At 68.4% G+C, this 16,338-nt stretch carries 16 protein-coding genes; 10 read left to right on the top strand and 6 right to left on the bottom strand.

Features of this window, described 5'->3' with window-relative positions; all coding sequences use genetic code 11:
- Positions 1-6 precede the first annotated feature (6 nt).
- From tsaB to metK, 10 genes are all read left to right on the top strand, one after another.
- Entirely contained in the window at positions 7-636 is a 630-nt protein-coding gene (gene tsaB, locus F1654_RS06680) for a tRNA (adenosine(37)-N6)-threonylcarbamoyltransferase complex dimerization subunit type 1 TsaB (protein WP_150022753.1), read from the top strand.
- A complete protein-coding gene (locus F1654_RS06675; protein ID WP_150022752.1) occupies positions 633-1,073 on the top strand; it encodes a GNAT family N-acetyltransferase in 441 nt (146 codons plus the stop codon). Before tsaB ends, F1654_RS06675 begins: the two co-directional genes overlap by 4 nt.
- A gap of 103 nt (positions 1,074-1,176) precedes the next feature.
- A complete protein-coding gene (locus tag F1654_RS06670; RefSeq protein ID WP_150022751.1) occupies positions 1,177-1,593 on the top strand; it encodes a Fur family transcriptional regulator in 417 nt (138 codons plus the stop codon).
- Between the two features lie 128 nt (positions 1,594-1,721).
- On the top strand, positions 1,722-3,134 hold the full coding sequence (miaB, locus tag F1654_RS06665; protein WP_150022750.1) for a tRNA (N6-isopentenyl adenosine(37)-C2)-methylthiotransferase MiaB: 1,413 nt from the start codon (positions 1,722-1,724) through the stop codon (positions 3,132-3,134).
- Positions 3,135-3,205: 71 nt separating this feature from the next.
- Positions 3,206-4,165, top strand: coding sequence for a PhoH family protein (locus F1654_RS06660; protein ID WP_199200532.1), 960 nt, complete (start codon positions 3,206-3,208; stop codon positions 4,163-4,165).
- Positions 4,162-4,620 (top strand): rRNA maturation RNase YbeY, encoded by a 459-nt coding sequence (ybeY, locus tag F1654_RS06655; protein ID WP_150022748.1) that lies wholly within the window; start codon positions 4,162-4,164, stop codon positions 4,618-4,620. Before F1654_RS06660 ends, ybeY begins: the two co-directional genes overlap by 4 nt.
- Positions 4,617-5,546 (top strand): hemolysin family protein, encoded by a 930-nt coding sequence (locus tag F1654_RS06650; protein ID WP_150022747.1) that lies wholly within the window; start codon positions 4,617-4,619, stop codon positions 5,544-5,546. Before ybeY ends, F1654_RS06650 begins: the two co-directional genes overlap by 4 nt.
- Positions 5,543-7,168: an apolipoprotein N-acyltransferase gene (gene lnt, locus F1654_RS06645; protein WP_150022746.1), complete on the top strand. Its 1,626-nt coding sequence runs from the start codon at positions 5,543-5,545 to the stop codon at positions 7,166-7,168. The genes F1654_RS06650 and lnt overlap by 4 nt, the downstream gene beginning before the upstream one ends.
- A gap of 51 nt (positions 7,169-7,219) precedes the next feature.
- Complete coding sequence (locus F1654_RS06640; RefSeq protein WP_150022745.1) at positions 7,220-7,657, top strand: helix-turn-helix domain-containing protein; 438 nt, start codon at positions 7,220-7,222, stop codon at positions 7,655-7,657.
- A gap of 114 nt (positions 7,658-7,771) precedes the next feature.
- Positions 7,772-8,944, top strand: a complete 1,173-nt coding sequence (metK, locus tag F1654_RS06635; protein ID WP_150022744.1) for a methionine adenosyltransferase — start codon at positions 7,772-7,774, stop codon at positions 8,942-8,944.
- Positions 8,945-9,025: 81 nt separating this feature from the next.
- On the opposite strand, the gene F1654_RS06630 is transcribed toward metK, so the two are convergent.
- The 6 genes from F1654_RS06630 to F1654_RS06605 all read right to left on the bottom strand — a co-directional run bounded on the left by F1654_RS06630 (position 9,026) and on the right by F1654_RS06605 (position 16,297).
- Positions 9,026-10,699 carry an AbgT family transporter gene (locus tag F1654_RS06630; RefSeq protein ID WP_150022743.1) on the bottom strand — a complete coding sequence of 558 codons (1,674 nt, stop codon included), beginning with the start codon at positions 10,697-10,699 and terminating at the stop codon, positions 9,026-9,028.
- Positions 10,700-10,772: 73 nt separating this feature from the next.
- Positions 10,773-11,474 carry a DUF4197 domain-containing protein gene (locus F1654_RS06625; protein ID WP_150022742.1) on the bottom strand — a complete coding sequence of 234 codons (702 nt, stop codon included), beginning with the start codon at positions 11,472-11,474 and terminating at the stop codon, positions 10,773-10,775.
- 31 nt (positions 11,475-11,505) lie between these two features.
- Positions 11,506-12,495, bottom strand: a complete 990-nt coding sequence (locus tag F1654_RS06620; RefSeq protein WP_233205175.1) for an alpha/beta fold hydrolase — start codon at positions 12,493-12,495, stop codon at positions 11,506-11,508.
- A gap of 4 nt (positions 12,496-12,499) precedes the next feature.
- On the bottom strand, positions 12,500-13,441 hold the full coding sequence (gene rarD / locus F1654_RS06615) for an EamA family transporter RarD (protein WP_150022741.1): 942 nt from the start codon (positions 13,439-13,441) through the stop codon (positions 12,500-12,502).
- 52 nt (positions 13,442-13,493) lie between these two features.
- Complete coding sequence (locus F1654_RS06610) at positions 13,494-13,817, bottom strand: hypothetical protein (RefSeq protein ID WP_150022740.1); 324 nt, start codon at positions 13,815-13,817, stop codon at positions 13,494-13,496.
- A gap of 71 nt (positions 13,818-13,888) precedes the next feature.
- A complete protein-coding gene (locus F1654_RS06605; protein WP_150022739.1) occupies positions 13,889-16,297 on the bottom strand; it encodes an FtsK/SpoIIIE family DNA translocase in 2,409 nt (802 codons plus the stop codon).
- Positions 16,298-16,338 lie beyond the last annotated feature (41 nt).

Below are 16,338 nucleotides of genomic sequence, written 5' to 3'. Positions count from 1 at the left end.
GCCGGCATGCGCGCTGCGGTCCTGGTCATCGACACCTCCACGTCCTGGTGCGCCTGCGCGCTGGAGGCGGGCGGGCGTGTGGCGCGCCGCAGCGAGGATATCGGGCGCGGCCATGCCGAAGTGCTGGCGCCCTGGGTGCGCGATCTGATGGATGAGGCGGGCGTTGCGCCACGCGATCTCATGCGCATCGGCGTCAATACTGGCCCCGGCGGCTTTGCCGGCGTGCGCGTGGGCGTGGCTTTCGCGCGCGGGCTGGCGCTGGCTGCAGGCGCGCAGGCTGTGGGCGTCACGGCGCTGGACGCCTGGGCGCGCCGGGCCGATCCTGACGCTTCCGCCACCGTTTTCAGCGTGCATGACGCAAGGCGCGGCGAGCTGATCTGGCGGGTCTATCGCGATGGCGATGCGCTGGCCGATCCTGTTCGCGGTGATCTGGAGGCGGCCCGCATCGCCTTTGACGCCCATCCCGGCGCCCGGCTGGCCGGCTCCGGCGCGGCGCTTCTGGGCGCGCCGGACGATCCCGCTGCGCCGCTGGACGCGCTGCTGGCGCTGACCCGGGCGGCGCCCGGCGATGCGCCGTCCCCCGCCCCGGTCTATGCCCGCGCACCGGACGCCAAGCGGGCGGGCGAGGGGGCATGAGCCTGGCCGTCACGCGGTGCGGGTCCGAGGCGGCGGCGCTGCTGGCCGCGCTGCACGCGCAATGCTTTGAGGAATGCTGGAGCGAGAGCGAGATGGCCGGGCTCCTGGCCAGTCCGGGGGTCGCTGCGCTGGTGATCGAGGCGGGCGGCGCGCCCGGCGGCCTGGCGCTGGTGCGCGTGGTGCTGGACGAGGCCGAGCTTCTGACCCTGGGCGTCCTGCCGTCCCAGCGCGGGCGCGGCGCCGGGCTGGCGCTGCTGAACGCGGCTGAAACCGAGGCGCGCCGGGCCGGAGCGGAGCGGCTGTTTCTGGAGGTGTCCCACGTCAATGCGCCGGCCGCCACGCTCTATGAACGCGCAGGATACCGCCAGGTCGGGCAGCGTACGCGCTATTACCGCGACGGCGCTGATGCGCGGGTCCTGGCCCGCGAGCTGGAATAACCCCAATCCCTTTGCGTATGGACAGGCCGCAAGGGCGGAGCGTATCTAGGGTCATCGCCCCCGCGCCCTGTGGCGCGCGGCCCCGAGACCAGCGAGGCCTCCCATGACCGACCGGATCGAACAGCTCTGCGTGGACAAGGGCTTGCGCATGACCGAGCAGCGCCGGGTCATCGCGCGCGTCTTGTCACGCGCCGACGATCATCCCGACGCCGAGGAACTGCACCGGCGCGCCAACGAGATCGACAAGGGCATCTCGCTGGCCACGGTGTACCGCACCGTGCGCCTGTTCGAGGACGCCGGCATTATCGAGCGCCACGATTTCCGCGACGGCCGCTCGCGTTATGAAGAAGCGCCCGAGGATCACCACGATCACCTGATCGACATGAATACCGGCGATGTGGTGGAGTTCTATGACGAGGAAATCGAACGCCTCCAGGAAGCCATCGCCCGGCGCCTGGGCTACAAGCTCGTCGATCACCGCCTGGAGCTCTACGGCGTCAAGCTGAAGGGCGGGGAATAGGGGCTGACGAAGCCCCGCGCTTGCATCGCAAGGCCTCAATGCCCATAACGCAGGGTCTGCGCGCGGCCTTCGGGCTGCGCATTGGCTATTGGTGACCCGTTCCGCCGGCGAGGAGGCCGGCTGCGCCCATGACCGAGACTGCGAACGCCGCCACGGCGACTTCCGGTGACAAGACCCGCAAGCGCCTGTTCATCAAGACCTATGGCTGCCAGATGAACGTGTACGACTCCGAGCGTATGCGCGATCTGCTGACGCCTCTTGGCTATGAGCCGGCCGAGGCGCCCGAGGGCGCCGATCTGGTCATCCTCAACACCTGCCATATCCGCGAGAAGGCCGCCGAGAAGGTCTATTCGGAGCTGGGCCGGCTGCGCCCTCTGAAAGAGGAAAAGGCGGCGGCGGGCGGGGCCATGACCATCGCCGTGGCCGGCTGCGTCGCCCAGGCCGAAGGCGCCGAGATCCGCGCGCGCGCGCCGGTGGTGGATCTGGTGGTGGGGCCGCAGGCCTATCACAAACTGCCCGAGTTCATCGCCAACGTGCATCGCGGACGCGGCGAGGCGCTGCAGACCGAGTTCGAGGTCGAGGACAAGTTCGACGCCCTGGCCGCGCCTGCGCGCCAGATCGAGGGCTATAGCGCCTTCGTGACCGTGCAGGAGGGCTGCGACAAGTTCTGCACGTTCTGCGTGGTGCCCTATACGCGCGGCGCCGAATGGTCGCGCGCGGTGGACCAGGTGACCGCCGAGGTGCGCGCGCTGGCCGCCCAAGGCGTGCGCGAGGTGACGCTCTTGGGCCAGAACGTCAACGCCTATCACGGCGCGCCCCCGGCGGGGCGCGAGGCGGACGGGCCCTGGGGGCTGGCGCGTCTGGTGCGCCATCTGGCGCGCATTGACGGGCTGGAGCGCATCCGCTTCACCACCTCCCATCCGGGCGATATGGATGACGATCTGATTGCGGCGTTCGCCGACACGCCCGCCCTGATGCCCTATTTCCACCTGCCGGTGCAGTCGGGCTCGGACCGGATCCTCAAGGCCATGAACCGGCGTCATACGGCGGCGGACTATCTGGCCATCATCGAGCGCCTGCGCGCGGCGCGGCCCGATATCGCCATTTCCGGCGACATGATTGTGGGCTTTCCCGGCGAGACCGAGGCCGATTTCGAGGCCACGATGGAGCTGGCGCGCGCGGTCAATTACGCGGCCTGCTTCTCGTTCAAGTATTCGCGCCGTCCCGGCACGCCGGGCGCGGCCATGGCCGGCCAGGTCGATGAGGCGGTCAAGCATGAGCGCCTGTTGCGCCTGCAGGCGCTTCTGGGCGCCCAGCAGGAAGCGTTCAACGCCTCCATGACCGGGCGGCGCCTGCCGGTGCTGTTCGAGCGCGCCGGGCGCAATCACGGCCAGATCGCCGGGCGCAGCCCCTATCTGCAGGCGGTCCATTGCGACGGCCCGGACAGGCTGATCGGCCAGATCGCACAGGTGGAGATCACCGGCGCCAGCCGCAATGCGCTGTCAGCCCGACTGGTCCCGGAGGAGACGCGCGCCGCGTGAGCCGAAGTCCCAAACCGCGCCCCAAGGCCAAAAGCGCCCCCCGCGAGGGGCGGCGCCTGCCTGCCGACACTATGCATTTTGATGATGCCGGGCGCGTGCGCGCCCTGGCGGGGCCGGGTCATGAGAATTTCGCCGTGCTGGAAGCCGAGCTGGGCGTGCGCGTCGAGGCGCCCGGCGGCGGCCAGGTCGTGGTCATGGGCGAGGAGGCGCGCGCGCGCACGGATGCGGGCCGGGTGCTCAACGCGCTCTATGCGCGCCTGGGCGAAGGCCTTTTGGTCGATCCGGCCGCGGTGCGCGCGGCCTGCCTGATGAGCGGCGACGCGCCGGCGGAGGCGCTGGACACGATCATCCGGGTGCCGCGCGGCGCCAGCTTCGCCGCCCGCACGCCCGGACAGGGCGAGTATGTGCGCGCGCTGAAAGATGACGCGTCCTTTGACATGGTGTTCGGCGTCGGCCCGGCGGGCACGGGCAAGACCCTGCTGGCGGTGGCCCAGGGCGCGAGCCTGCTGGCCCAGGGCGCGGTGGAGCGCCTGGTGATCACCCGTCCGGCGGTGGAGGCCGGCGAGCGCCTGGGCTTCCTGCCCGGCGATCTGACCGAAAAGATCGATCCCTATCTTCTGCCCATCTGGGACGCGCTGCGCGATGCGCTGGGCCAGCGCCTGAGCGACAAGTTCCGCGAGGAGGGCCGGGTGGAGGTGGCGCCGCTGGCCTTCATGCGCGGACGCACGCTCAACCGCGCCTTCATCGTGGTGGACGAGGCCCAGAACGCCACCATCCCCCAGATGCGCATGGTGCTCACCCGGCTGGGCGAAGGCTCGCGCATGGCGGTGACGGGCGATCCGACCCAGACCGACTTGCGCCGCGGCGAGCCGTCGGGCCTGGCTCATGCGCTGGGCATTCTCGACGCCGAGCCGCGCATCGCCATCCACCGCTTCACCCGCGCCGACGTGGTCCGCCACGGCCTGGTGGCGCGCATCGTGGACGCCTATGAGCGCGACGACGCCCTGACGCAGGGGCGCGAGGGGTCATGAGCGTGGAGATCGTCATCGGCCATGATGCCTGGCGTGCGGCGGACGGGCTTGAAGCCCTGATCACGGACGTGATCGCGGCGGCGCTTGCCCGGATGGACGATCCGCGTCCGGGCGTGGCGGTGATCCTTCTGGCCGATGACGCAATGGTGCGCGATCTCAATGCCCGCTTCCGCGGCAAGGACCGGCCCACCAATGTCTTGTCCTTTCCCGCGCCGCAAAGCGAGGGCTATCCCGGCGATGTGGCGCTGGCCTACCAGACCTGCGCGCGCGAGGCGGATGAGGCGGGCAAGACGCTGGTCCATCACGCCGCACACCTGGCCCTGCACGGGGTCTTGCACTTGAACGGATTTGACCATCAGGAGGACGCTGCGGCGCGCGAGATGGAAACGCTGGAAACAGCGGTGCTCGCCGGGTTCGCGATACCCGACCCCTATGCCGCCCAAAATACGCCATGACCGATACCGAGCCAGGCAATGGCCTGATCACCCGCTTTACATCCGCTTTCCGGCGAGCGGGCGCCGCCGAAGTGGAGTACAGCTCCGTCCTGCCCGCTGCGAGCACGGCCGGCCCCTCCTCCGCGCTGGCGCCGGGCGGGGATCTGTTTCTGAATCTGCGCGAGTTCCACGCCAAGCGCGTGGAGGACGTGATGGTGCCGCGCGCCGACATCATCGCGGTGGAGATCGACACCCCCCTGAAGGAGCTGGCGCGCCTGGTCACAGAGGCGGGCCATTCGCGCTTTCCGGTCTATCGCGAGACGCTCGACGACCCCGTCGGGGTCGTGCATATCCGCGACATCATCAGCTATCTGGTGCGCTACGCGGAATCCGGCGACGAGGGCGCGGGCAATTGGGGCGAGGCGCGAATCCTGCCCGCCGTGCGCCGCCCGCTGCTCTACGTGCCCGCCTCCATGCGAGCGCTGGACCTGCTCCTGCGCATGCAGTCGCGGCGCATGCATATGGCGCTGGTGGTGGACGAGTTCGGCGGCACGGACGGTCTGGTGACGCTGGAAGACCTGATCGAACCCATTGTGGGCGATATCGAGGACGAGCACGACGAGACCGAAGCGCCCTCCATCCGCGCCAAGGGCGCCGATATGTGGGAGGCCGATGCGCGCGCGCCTATCGAGGAGCTGGAGCGCGAGCTGGGCCGGGACATCGCCACCGAGGCCGAGGAAAACGATGTGGATACGCTGGGCGGTCTGATTTTCCGCCTGGCCGGCCGGGTGCCCGAGCGCGGCGAAGTGCTTTCCCACCCGTCGGGGCTGGAGTTCGAGATCCTCGATTCCGATCCGCGCCGCATCAAGCGCATGCGCATCCGTCCCGCCGTGCGCCCCGCCGCGCCCGCCGCCAGCCCCCCGCCGGAGGCGCCTGAAACGCCATGACCGTCTGGCGCGCCCGTCTGCGCCGCCTGCGCGCACGCGGGCGGGCGCTCAAGGGCCCGGCCCTTTATGGCGCGCTGTTCGCGCTGGGCGCGTTCGGCGTGCTGGCGCATGCCCCGTTTCATGTCCAGCCCGCCCTGATCATCGCCTATGCCGGGCTGGTCTGGGCGCTGGACGGCGCCCGGCGCGCCCGCTCGCCGGTCAGAGCGGGTTTCGCGCGCGCCTGGAGTTTCGCCGCGGGCCAGTTCCTGGCCGGCACCTGGTGGGTGGCCAACGCCTTCCTGGTGCAGGCCGAGGACTATGGCTGGCTGATCTGGGCGCCGCTCATCCTTCTGCCCGGCGGGCTCGCCCTGTTCTGGGGCGCGGCCGGGGCGGCCTATGCGCGCCTTGCGCCGCGCGGCGCCCACCGCATCACCGTCTTCGCCGGGGCGTTCATGGTCGTGGAGCTGGCGCGCTCGGTGGTGCTGAGCGGTTTTCCGTGGAATTTGCCCGGCCATGTCTTCGCCGCAGGCGGCGCGGTCAGCCAGATCGCCAGCATTATCGGGGCGGCCGGCCTGTCGGCGCTGGTGCTGTTCGCCTTCGCCGCGCCCGCCGCCCTGGCCGGGCGCGGTCCGGCGCTGGCGCGCGCCATGCCGCTGATATTGGGCTTCGTCCTGCTGGCGGGCGCGTGGGGCTGGGGCGCGATGCGCCTTGAGGGCGCGCAAATGACCGCGGCCGGCCAGAGCGTGCGCGTGGTGCAGATCCATATCGACCAGCGCGACAAGACCCTGGCGGCGCGCCATGAGATCTTGCAGCGCTATCTCGTCCTGTCGTCGGCGCCGGGCGTGGAGGATGTGTCCGCCATTGTCTGGCCGGAGGGCGCGGTGCCCGGCTTCCTGCTGCACGAACCGGACCTGCTGGCCGACATCCGCCGCGCCCTGCCCGAAGGCGCGCTCCTGCTGAGCGGGATAACCCGGGCGGCGCGCGGCGAGGCCGGCGGTCCGGACCAGTTCTTCAATTCACTGGGCGCCCTGCGCATGGATGCAGACTGGATGGTGCTGGAGGACGCCTATGACAAGGTGCGCCTGGTGCCGTTCGGCGAGGGCAATCCGGTGGCGCCGCTCACGCGCCTGATCGGGTTCGAGACCTTGTCCCATATTGCGCCCTTCTACACGCCCGGACCCTATGCGCGCACGCTGTCACTGGCGGGGCTGAGACCGTTTGCGCCGCTGATCTGCTACGAGGTGATCTTCCCGCGTTTTGCGCCGCGCGGGGCGGACCGGCCCCATTGGCTGGTGAACATCTCCAATGATTCATGGTATGGCGCATCATCAGGACCCCGCCAGCATCTCAACCAGGCGCAGTACCGCGCCGTGGAAGAAGGATTGCCCCTGGTCAGAGCGGCTTCAAACGGCGTATCGGGACAGATTGATCCCTATGGTCGCATTGAGCGCGCTCTGGCAGTTGATGACGAATCTTTTATTGACGTTGTTTTGCTTGAGAGGCTGGACGCAACCCCTTACAGCCTTTACGGAGATGGCCTGTGGAGCATCCTTTTTGCGATTCTCCTTGCGTTGAATAGCGTGGTTGCTTGCTGGCTGAATCGCCTTCAGTTGGACACAAAGCCGCCGCGATACAGCGTATGATTGAGCGCCAGAGGGGCTCTCCAGGCCCGATGACAAGACAGGAAGCCGAAAATGAGCGTAAATCCCCGTGGCCCGAACGCCGTAGACCGTCATGTCGGCTCTCGCATCCGTCTGCGCCGTCAGCTGCTCAATATGAGCCAGGAAAAACTGGGTGATGAGCTGGGCGTGACCTTCCAGCAGGTGCAGAAATACGAGCGCGGCACCAACCGGGTCGGCGCGGGACGGCTCTGGCTGATGGGCCGCGTGCTCGATGTGCCGGTGTCCTTCTTCTACGAGGGCGTCTCGGAATCCATGACGCAACCGGGCTTCTCGGAAGGCGACCAGACCCCGATCGTGGATGATTTCATCCAGTCCGCCGATGGCGTGGCGCTGGCCCAGGCCTTCGCCCGCATCAAGGACGGCAAGGTGCGCCGGCGCATTCTGGAGCTGGTGCGCACCCTGGCCGCCGAAGAAGCAGAAGCCGCCGCCGCCGAGACCGCCGAGGTCTGAGCCTGCAACCCGGTCCCCGGACGCCCTGGCCGGGGCGTCCAACCGTCTTGCAATTGGGGCGGGGATGGGCTTTAAGCGCTCCATATAAAGCAATCTTTATATGGAGCATGCAGCGTGGCCCGAACTTCCTATCTCTTCACCAGCGAAAGCGTTTCCGAAGGCCACCCGGACAAGGTGTGCGACCGCATTTCCGACACGGTCGTGGACCTGTTGCTGTCGCGGGACCCGGTGGCCCGGGTGGCGTGCGAAACGCTGACCACCACCAACCGCATCGTGCTGGCCGGTGAAATCCGCTGCGCTGCTGACGTGGCGCCCGAAGAGATCGAAGCCGCCGCGCGCGCAGCGGTGCGCGATATCGGCTATGAGCAGGACGGCTTCCACTGGGAAACCGCTCACTTCTCCAATCACCTGCATGAACAGTCCGCCGACATCGCCCAGGGCGTGGACGAGGGCGCGGGCGCTTTCAAGGAAGAGGGTGCGGGCGATCAGGGCATCATGTTCGGCTATGCCTGCGACGAGACGCCCGAGCTGATGCCCGCGCCGATCACCTATTCTCACCAGATCCTCAAGGAGATGGCGCGCTTGCGCAAAACCGGCGAGCGGCCCGAGTTCGAGCCGGACGCCAAGTCCCAGGTGACGCTGCGCTATGAGAACGGCCGTCCCGTGGCCGTGACCAGCGTGGTGGTCTCCACCCAGCACAAGGACGGCGTCTCGCTGGAGGATATCCGCGAGCTGGTGCGCCCCATCGTCAAACAGGTCCTGCCCGAGGGCTGGTTCCCGCCCGAGGACGAGTTCTACGTCAATCCCACCGGCAAGTTCGTCATCGGCGGACCCGACGGGGACGCCGGCCTGACCGGCCGCAAGATCATCGTCGACACCTATGGCGGCGCCGCGCCCCATGGCGGCGGCGCGTTCTCGGGCAAGGATCCCACGAAAGTGGACCGCTCGGCGGCCTATGTGGCGCGCTATCTGGCCAAGAACGTGGTGGCCGCAGGGCTGGCGCGCAAATGCACCATACAGCTCTCCTACGCCATCGGCGTGGCCAAGCCGCTCTCGGTCTATGTGGACCTGCACGGCACGGGGCGGATTGACGAGGCGGTGCTGGAAAAGCGCTTGCCGGAGATGGTCAATCTCTCCCCGCGCGGCATCCGCACCCATCTGGGCCTGAACAAGGCCATCTATGCGCGCACCGCGGCCTATGGCCATTTCGGGCGCACGCCGGACGCTGATGGCGGCTTCTCCTGGGAGAAGACCGATCTGGTCAGCGATCTGAAATCCCTGGCCTGATGATCTGATCTGCGCGCCAGCCCAGGCGCGTGAGACGCTTTCAACGCCGCCCGGCCGTCAGGCCGGGCGGCGTTGTCACGTTCAGCTTGCGGGATAGAAGGTGGGGGAGCCCGGCCCCACCTCCAGGCCCAGGGCGAAGGTCCACAGGAAGAACAGCGCGATCCAGCTGATCAGGAAGGCCATGGAATAGGGCAGCATCATCGCGATGACCGTGCCGATCCCCAGCTTTTTGTCATAGCGCGTCATCCACGCCAGGATCAGGCCGAAATAGCTCATCATCGGGGTGATGATATTGGTCGATGAATCCCCGATCCGGTAGGCGGCCTGGATCACCTCGGGCGAATAGCCCACCAGCATCAGCATGGGCACGAAAATGGGCGCGGTCACCGCCCATTGCGCGCTGGCCGAGCCCAGCATCAGGTTCACAAAGCAGCACATCAGGATGAAGCCGATGAAGATGGCCGGGCCGGTGAGCCCGGTGTCGATCAGGAATTGCGCGCCGGTGACCGCGGTGATGGCGCCCAGATTGGACCAGCCGAAAAAGGCCACGAACTGGGCGGCGAAGAAGACCAGCACGATATACAGGCCCAGCGTCGAAATGGCCGAGGCCATGCCGTCAATCACGTCACGGTCGGTCTTCATGGTGCCCGCCGCCCGGCCATAGGCGAAGCCCACGATCAGGAAGAACAGGAAGATCCAGGTCACAAAGCCTGTAAAAAAGGGCGCCTGCCTGAAAATTTCGCCGGTCTCGGGATTGCGCAAAGCGCCCCAGCCGGGCAGCCAGTCGGGAATGTTGACCGAGAACAGCGTGCCGATAAACGGCAAGCTCAGCGACAGCTCATCTCCCATCAGCGTCCAGGCCATGGCCGCGAACACGCCCAGCGAGGCGATCCCCGCCCACATCAGGCCCTTCTTCTCCGGGCTGGAGACCGGCTGCATCATGTTGTCGTCAAAGACGGACGGATCGGCGCGGCTGGAATCATAGGGGCCGAGCTTGGGCTCGACGATGAAGATGGTCACCAGCGAGCCGATCGCGGTGATCATGAAGGTGGAAGCCACCATGAAGAAGTAATTGGCCGGCGCCGAAACCACATATTCAGGATCGATCAGCTGGGCCGCCTCGGTGGTGATGCCCGCCAGCAGGGGATCGATGGTGCCGATCAGCAGATTGGCGCTATAGCCGCCCGACGTGCCCGCGAACGCCGCCGCCATGCCCGCCAGCGGATGGCGGCCCAGCGCGTAGAACACCGCGCCCGCCAGCGGCACCAGCACCACATAGCCCATTTCAGAGGCGGTATTGGACAGGACGCCGGCGAACACCACCGCCACGGTGACGGTATGCCGGTTGGCGCCCAGCACGATGGAGCGCACGGCGGCGGACAGCAGGCCGGATTTTTCCGCCACGCCCACGCCCAGCATGGCCACCAGCACCACGCCGAGCGGGGCGAAGCTGGTGAAATTGGTGGTCAGGCTGGTGAAGATGCGCCGGAAGCCGTCCTCATTCATCAGGCTGACCGCGCGGATCATGCCGTCCGCAGTCCGGCCCGCCGCGCCTTCGGGGCGCGGGTCTTCCACCGCGACCTGCAAAAAGCCGCCGAAAAATCCTGAGGCCAGGATCATCAGGCCGGCCAGGATCGCAAACAGAGTCACCGGATGGGGCAGGAGATTGCCCAGCCACTCCACCGCATCGAGAAACCGGGTGAAGGCGCCGCGCTTGGGCGCAGCTTCGCTCTGCGGATCGGGCCTGGATGTCACGTCACGCGCTCGTCAGTTGGGGAAATGAAGGGGGGAGCCCGGAAACTGGCACAGCCCAGGCGGGGGGTCCAGCCTAGCCGCCCATGATCCGGCCCAGCAGCGAGGCGCCCTGGCGCAGCGGATCGCGGCGGATGGCGCGCTCTTCCACGCCGATATAGTGGAACACGCCGTCCAGCGCCTTCTCCACGGCGAAGTCGGTGACCTGATCGCGCAAGTTCGCCGCCGGCGCGCGAGAGCCGAACAGCCTGCCCAGACCGGATCGCGCCGTGACCAGGTTGGAGGCGGCGTCCACCGCCGAATAGGCGCCCGATTCGCTCAGCGTGCGCTCCATGGGCGGTCGCATCAGACCGGTCAGGGGCGCCGCGGTGCGGCCGCGCAGGTATTGCGTGGCTGCCGTGTCTCCACCGCGCACAATGCCGGCTGCGTCCTCGATGGTCAGGGTGCGGATGGCGTTGACGAACAAATCGCGCGCCGCGGGCATGGCTGCTTCCGCCGCCCTGTTCATGCGCAGCTCCACATCATCGAGCGGTCCTGACAGGCCCGCCGGGCGCAGGCGCTGCTGGGCGCTGCGCAGGGTTCCCGGCAAGGGGATGCGCACCAGGCTGTCGCCGAAGAACCCGTCCCTTGCGCCCAGGCGCGTTGTGGACAGGCGCGCAGCGCTGGTCAGCATCTCGCGCACGGCGGGGCCGGCGGCGCTCTGGGCGCGGGCGGCGGGTGCAAGGGTGAAGCAGGCGGCGGCCGCCATGCTGGCGGCGATCATCTCACGGCGGTTCATCTCATCAGCCCCTTATCTCTAAATGCCGGCGTCAGCCTGCCTGCGCCTTTATGAACCGGCGCTGAAGCCAGTCCAGCATGAGCGCGCTCAGGGTTTCAGGCGCCTCGGCCATGGTCCAGTGGCCGATATCCTCGATCACATGGCGTTCGAGATCAGCGCACAGGGCGGGCATCCAGGCGGTGAGTTTGGGCGGCAGCATGAAATCACACTCCGCCGAGATCATCAGGCAGGGCATGGACAGGCGGTGATCCACCCCGCCCATGCGCGCCCAGTTGGCGTTGAAATTACGGTAGAGATTGAGCCCGCCGCGAAAGCCCGACCGGCGATAGGCCTGGGCGTATTGCGCCCTGAGGTCCGGGCCGATGACGCAATCCTCTTCCGATTTCAGTCCGCCGCGCGCGACAAACCGGTCAAACCGGAGCGGCAGATGGGTCATGGAGGCGGGCAGCTTGGCCATATCCCCGCTGGGCGGAGGCGGGGCGAAGGAGAAGGCGAAGAAATCATCCTCACGGCCGGCGAACAGCTCATCGGCGGCCTCGTCCTGGAAGCGCACGATATAGTGCTCCTCGCCGCCCTGCTCGCGGAACACCTCCAGCGGCGGGGTGGAGCTGCGCGGCAAATGAGGCGTGTTGACCCCGATGGCGCCCAGAAAGCGGTGCGCGATCAGGCAGGCGGCCTGCCACATGATGATGCCGCCCCAGTCATGCCCGGCGATCACGGCGCGCTCGATCCCCAGCGCATCCAGCAGGTTTTCGATATCCGCGCACATCGCGTCTATGCCATAGGCGGCGATATCATGAGGCGCGTCCGAGCCGCCAAACCCGCGCAAATCGGGCGCGATCACCCGGAAGCCGGCCTGGCTCAAGTCACGCATCTGCGCCGCCCAGCTCAGCGCCAGATCCGGCCAGCCATGAAGCAGGAGGACCGGCAGGCCGTCCTGAGGCCCGGCCTCATGGACGCTCAGTGTGATATCGCCCGCGCGTATGCGGCGGGCGGGGGGTATGGGCGCGTCAGCGGGCATCATCTCATCCTGGCGGCGTCTTGCGGCTGGAGTGTAGGAGATCGAGGGCGAACACCGCCAGCCCTGACCAGATCAGGGCGAAGGTGACCAGATGACCCAGCGTGAAGGTCTCGCCATAGGCCAGAGCCACGATGAATTGCAGGGTCGGGGCGAGAAACTGCAACAGGCCGAGCGTGGCGAAACTCACCCCGCGCGCGCCCAGGATGAATAGCAGCAGCGGCGCCACGGTCATGGGACCGGTCAGGATCAAGAGGAGCGCAGCCTGCGGCCCGGTGAAGAAATGCCCGCTCCCGCCGCCCGCTTCCAGCCAGATCAGCGCGAATGCGGACGGTATGGCCAGGAGCGCGGTTTCCCAGAACAGGCCGATACGCCCGTCCACCGCGATGGTCTTCCTGACATAGCCATAGACGGTGAACGTGCCCGCCAGCACCAGCGCGATCAGGGGCAATTCGCCCACGGTGATGATCTGGTTGGCGACGCCCAGGGCCGCCAGCCCCACCGCCACCGCCCGCCAGCGTCCGAAGCGCTCATGGGCGATGAACACGCCCACGGCCACATTCATCAGCGGATTGATGAAATAGCCCAGCGACACTTCCAGCACCCGCCCGTCATTGACGGCGAAGATGAACAGCCACCAGTTCGACCCGATCACCAGGGCGGTGAAGCCCAGCAGCATCAGCGCGCGCCGGTCTTTCAGCACCGCCAGGGCCGGGCCGATGCGCCGCGCCATCCAGAGCAGGATCAGAAGGGCGGGGACCGACCACACCGCCCGGTGCAGCACGATCTCGGCGGCGCTGGCGAACGCCAGGAGCTTGTAGAAGATCGGAGACAGGCCCCAGACCGCATAACCGGCCAGCGCCGTCATCCCCGCCCGCAACGGCTCCATCCGGCCCGACGGCTCGGGCGGCGGGGGCGGCGTTTCAGGAGCGGAGCGGGACCGGGCCATGGGCGCGGAGTTAAACCCGCGCGCCCGCCCTGTCATTCGCGAATATGCTCAGCTACTGCGCCGGGGCGCTCCGGCGCGCGCCGATCACGTGGGCGAGGCGCCAGGCCATCCACACCGCCGCCCACACATTGCCCAGAAAGGGCAGGGGCAGGATGAACAGAAGCGCGATGGGCTTGCTCGGCTCCAGCAGCCAGATCAGCACGCCGATGAAGAAGAAGCCCAGATACAGATCAGCCAGGCTGACCACGCCCCACGGACCGGAAACCAGCCAGGCGACAGCCTCGCCAAACGACTGACCGGCGGTCATGGCCGCCCACACAATCAGCGCCAGCAGCGCCACGCCGCCTGCAAGGCTCAACACACGCACCAGGGTCATCATCGCGCTCCGCTCTTGGCTGACTATCGCCTTGCTATACGCAAGGCGGGCCGGAGCGGTTCAGGCGGACCTCACACATCCTCGCGTTCGGGCAGGAAGATCTCGCGCTTGCCGGTATGGTCGGCGGGGCCGATCATGCCCTCGTCCTCCATGCGTTCGACCAGCGAGGCGGCGCGGTTATAGCCGATCTGCAGGCGGCGCTGGATATAGCTGGTGGAAGCCTTGCGGTCGCGCGCCACCACGGCCACGGCCTGATCGAACAGATCATCGCCCGAGCCCTCGCCGCCGCCGAACAGGCCGGCCTCGCCGCCGTCCTCGTCGTGATCATCGGTGACCGCGTCGAGATAGTCCGGCGCGCCCTGCTCTTTCAGCCAGGCGGCGACCTGCTCGACCTCGCGGTCGGAGACGAACGGGCCGTGCAGGCGGCGTATGCGCCCGCCGCCGGCCATGAACAGAAGATCGCCCTGGCCCAGGAGCTGCTCGGCGCCCTGCTCGTTGAGGATGGTGCGTGAATCGATGCGCGAGGTGACCTGGTAGGAAATCCGGGTCGGGAAATTGGCCTTGATGGTGCCGGTGATCACGTCCACCGACGGGCGCTGGGTCGCCATGATCAGATGGATGCCCGCCGCGCGCGCCATCTGGGCCAGGCGCTGGACCGCGCCCTCGATATCCTTGCCGGCCACCATCATCAGGTCGGCCATCTCGTCGATGACCACCACGATATAGGGCATGGGATCGGGCTCGATGGTCTCGGTCTCGTAGACCGGCTCGCCGCTCTCGCGGTCGAACCCGGTCTGGACGGTGCGCGAGAGCATCTCTCCGGCGGCGCGGGCCTCGGCGGCGCGCTCGTTGAAGCCCTTCATATTGCGCACGCCCACCTTGGACATTTTGAGATAGCGCGACTCCATCTCGCGCACGGTCCATTTGAGCGCCGCCAGCGCCTTTTTCGGGTCGGTCACCACGGGCGAGAGCAAGTGGGGAATGCCGTCATAGACCGACAGTTCGAGCATTTTCGGGTCGATCATGATCATGCGGCACTGGTCCGGGGTCAGCCGGTAGAGCAGCGACAGGATCATGGCGTTGATGCCCACCGACTTGCCAGACCCGGTGGTGCCCGCGATCAACAGATGCGGCATGCGCGCCAGATCGGCCGTGTAGGGCTCCCCGCCAATGGTCTCGCCCAGCGCCAGCGGCAGCTCGGCCTTGGCGTCCTCAAAGCCTTTGGAGGCGAGGAGCGCGCGCAGGAACACCGTCTCGCGGCGCTGGTTGGGCAGTTCGATGCCGATGGCGTTGCGCCCGGGCACCACCGAGATGCGGCAGGCCTGGGCGGCCATGGAGCGGGCGATATCATCGGCCAGATTGATCACACGGCTGGTCTTCACCCCCGGCGCGGGCTCCAGCTCGTAAAGCGTGACCACCGGGCCGGGGCGCACCGCGGTGATCTCGCCCTTCACCCCGAAATCCGCCAGCACGCCGGCCAGCAGCTCGGCGTTCTGGGCCAGGGCGTCCGGATCGGCCATGTCGGCGCGCGCGGCGGAGGGCGCCAGCAGGTCCAGGCGCGGCAGGTCGAACCCGCCGGTCTCGTCGAACGCCAGCGCGCCCTGGGCCTCGCGCGCCTCGCGGTCAGACGGTTTGGCGCGCCGGCGCGGGGCGATCTTCACCGGCGGGCCATTGTCCGGCTCGCTGGCTGAAGCCTTGCGGGTCTTCAGGCCCGCCGGCGCTGCGCGGCCCTGTTGCAGGAAGACCGGCGCGGTCTCGGCCCGGCCATCGGGCGCCGGGCGCGCCTCGGGCGCATCGCGCCGCCAGGGGCGCGGGGCTGCGCCGATTAGCTGGTCAGCCCACACCCGCACCGTCGCCCAGGCCAGCGCCGCCCGGTCGCCGGCCGCGGCCACATCGCCCATGGTCAGCCCGAAACAGAAAAACAATCCGCCCACGGCGATCAGAAGCCCCATGCCCGCCGCCATCAGGTTCGCCCCGGGCAGGCCGGTCAGGGCGATCAGCCCGGCCAGGCCCGCCAGCGCATGGTCGCCCAGCAATCCGCCCAGCCCGGCTGCAAACGGCCAGTTGGCCGGCATGGGCAGGGCCGCTACCGCGATGGCGAAACCCGTCACGCCCGCCAGCCCGGCGGCAAAGCGCAGCCAGCCCAGCGCCGCCGGGCGTCCACGCGCGCCGCGCGCCATCAGGATCAGCCCCCAGGCGATAAAGCCCAGCGCGGCGGCCGCGCCCGCCCAGCCGGTGATCTGCAGCAACAGGTCTGCGGTCACCGCGCCCGGCGCGCCCAGCCAGTTCATCACCGCGCGCCCTGTAGCGGCGTTGAGGCTGGGGTCCAGCGGGTGATGGGTCAGCATGGCGATGAGCGCCGCCGCGCCGCCGCCCGCCAAGGCCGCGCCCATCAGGCGCGCCGACGCCTGCGCCAGCCAGCCGGGGCGGGGCGTCACGGGCGTGAACTCGTCATCGGATATGCGTGCGGGCGCGGTCATCACCCCATGATCGCAGGGGAGTCTTCCCGCAAGGTAAACGC

The sequence above is a fragment of the Alkalicaulis satelles genome, from assembly GCF_008630495.1.
GTDB classification, from domain to species: domain Bacteria; phylum Pseudomonadota; class Alphaproteobacteria; order Caulobacterales; family Maricaulaceae; genus Oceanicaulis; species Oceanicaulis satelles.
The sequence above is the reverse complement of the archived record's forward strand: the minus strand, read 5'-3'. Positions and strand labels throughout refer to the sequence as shown.

Bases quoted from the DNA above. Each gene is read 5' to 3' on its own strand.
- F1654_RS06650 (WP_150022747.1), top strand. From the start codon at position 4,617: ATGACCGATACCGAGCCAGGCAATGGCCTGATCACCCGCTTTACATCC.
- F1654_RS06675 (WP_150022752.1), top strand. From the start codon at position 633: ATGAGCCTGGCCGTCACGCGGTGCGGGTCCGAGGCGGCGGCGCTGCTG.
- rarD (WP_150022741.1), bottom strand. From the start codon at position 13,441: ATGGCCCGGTCCCGCTCCGCTCCTGAAACGCCGCCCCCGCCGCCCGAG.
- ybeY (WP_150022748.1), top strand. From the start codon at position 4,162: ATGAGCGTGGAGATCGTCATCGGCCATGATGCCTGGCGTGCGGCGGAC.
- lnt (WP_150022746.1), top strand. From the start codon at position 5,543: ATGACCGTCTGGCGCGCCCGTCTGCGCCGCCTGCGCGCACGCGGGCGG.
- F1654_RS06605 (WP_150022739.1), bottom strand. From the start codon at position 16,297: ATGACCGCGCCCGCACGCATATCCGATGACGAGTTCACGCCCGTGACG.
- F1654_RS06660 (WP_199200532.1), top strand. From the start codon at position 3,206: ATGCATTTTGATGATGCCGGGCGCGTGCGCGCCCTGGCGGGGCCGGGT.
- F1654_RS06670 (WP_150022751.1), top strand. From the start codon at position 1,177: ATGACCGACCGGATCGAACAGCTCTGCGTGGACAAGGGCTTGCGCATG.
- miaB (WP_150022750.1), top strand. From the start codon at position 1,722: ATGACCGAGACTGCGAACGCCGCCACGGCGACTTCCGGTGACAAGACC.
- F1654_RS06620 (WP_233205175.1), bottom strand. From the start codon at position 12,495: ATGCCCGCTGACGCGCCCATACCCCCCGCCCGCCGCATACGCGCGGGC.
- tsaB (WP_150022753.1), top strand. From the start codon at position 7: ATGCGCGCTGCGGTCCTGGTCATCGACACCTCCACGTCCTGGTGCGCC.
- F1654_RS06640 (WP_150022745.1), top strand. From the start codon at position 7,220: ATGAGCGTAAATCCCCGTGGCCCGAACGCCGTAGACCGTCATGTCGGC.
- F1654_RS06610 (WP_150022740.1), bottom strand. From the start codon at position 13,817: ATGACCCTGGTGCGTGTGTTGAGCCTTGCAGGCGGCGTGGCGCTGCTG.
- F1654_RS06625 (WP_150022742.1), bottom strand. From the start codon at position 11,474: ATGAACCGCCGTGAGATGATCGCCGCCAGCATGGCGGCCGCCGCCTGC.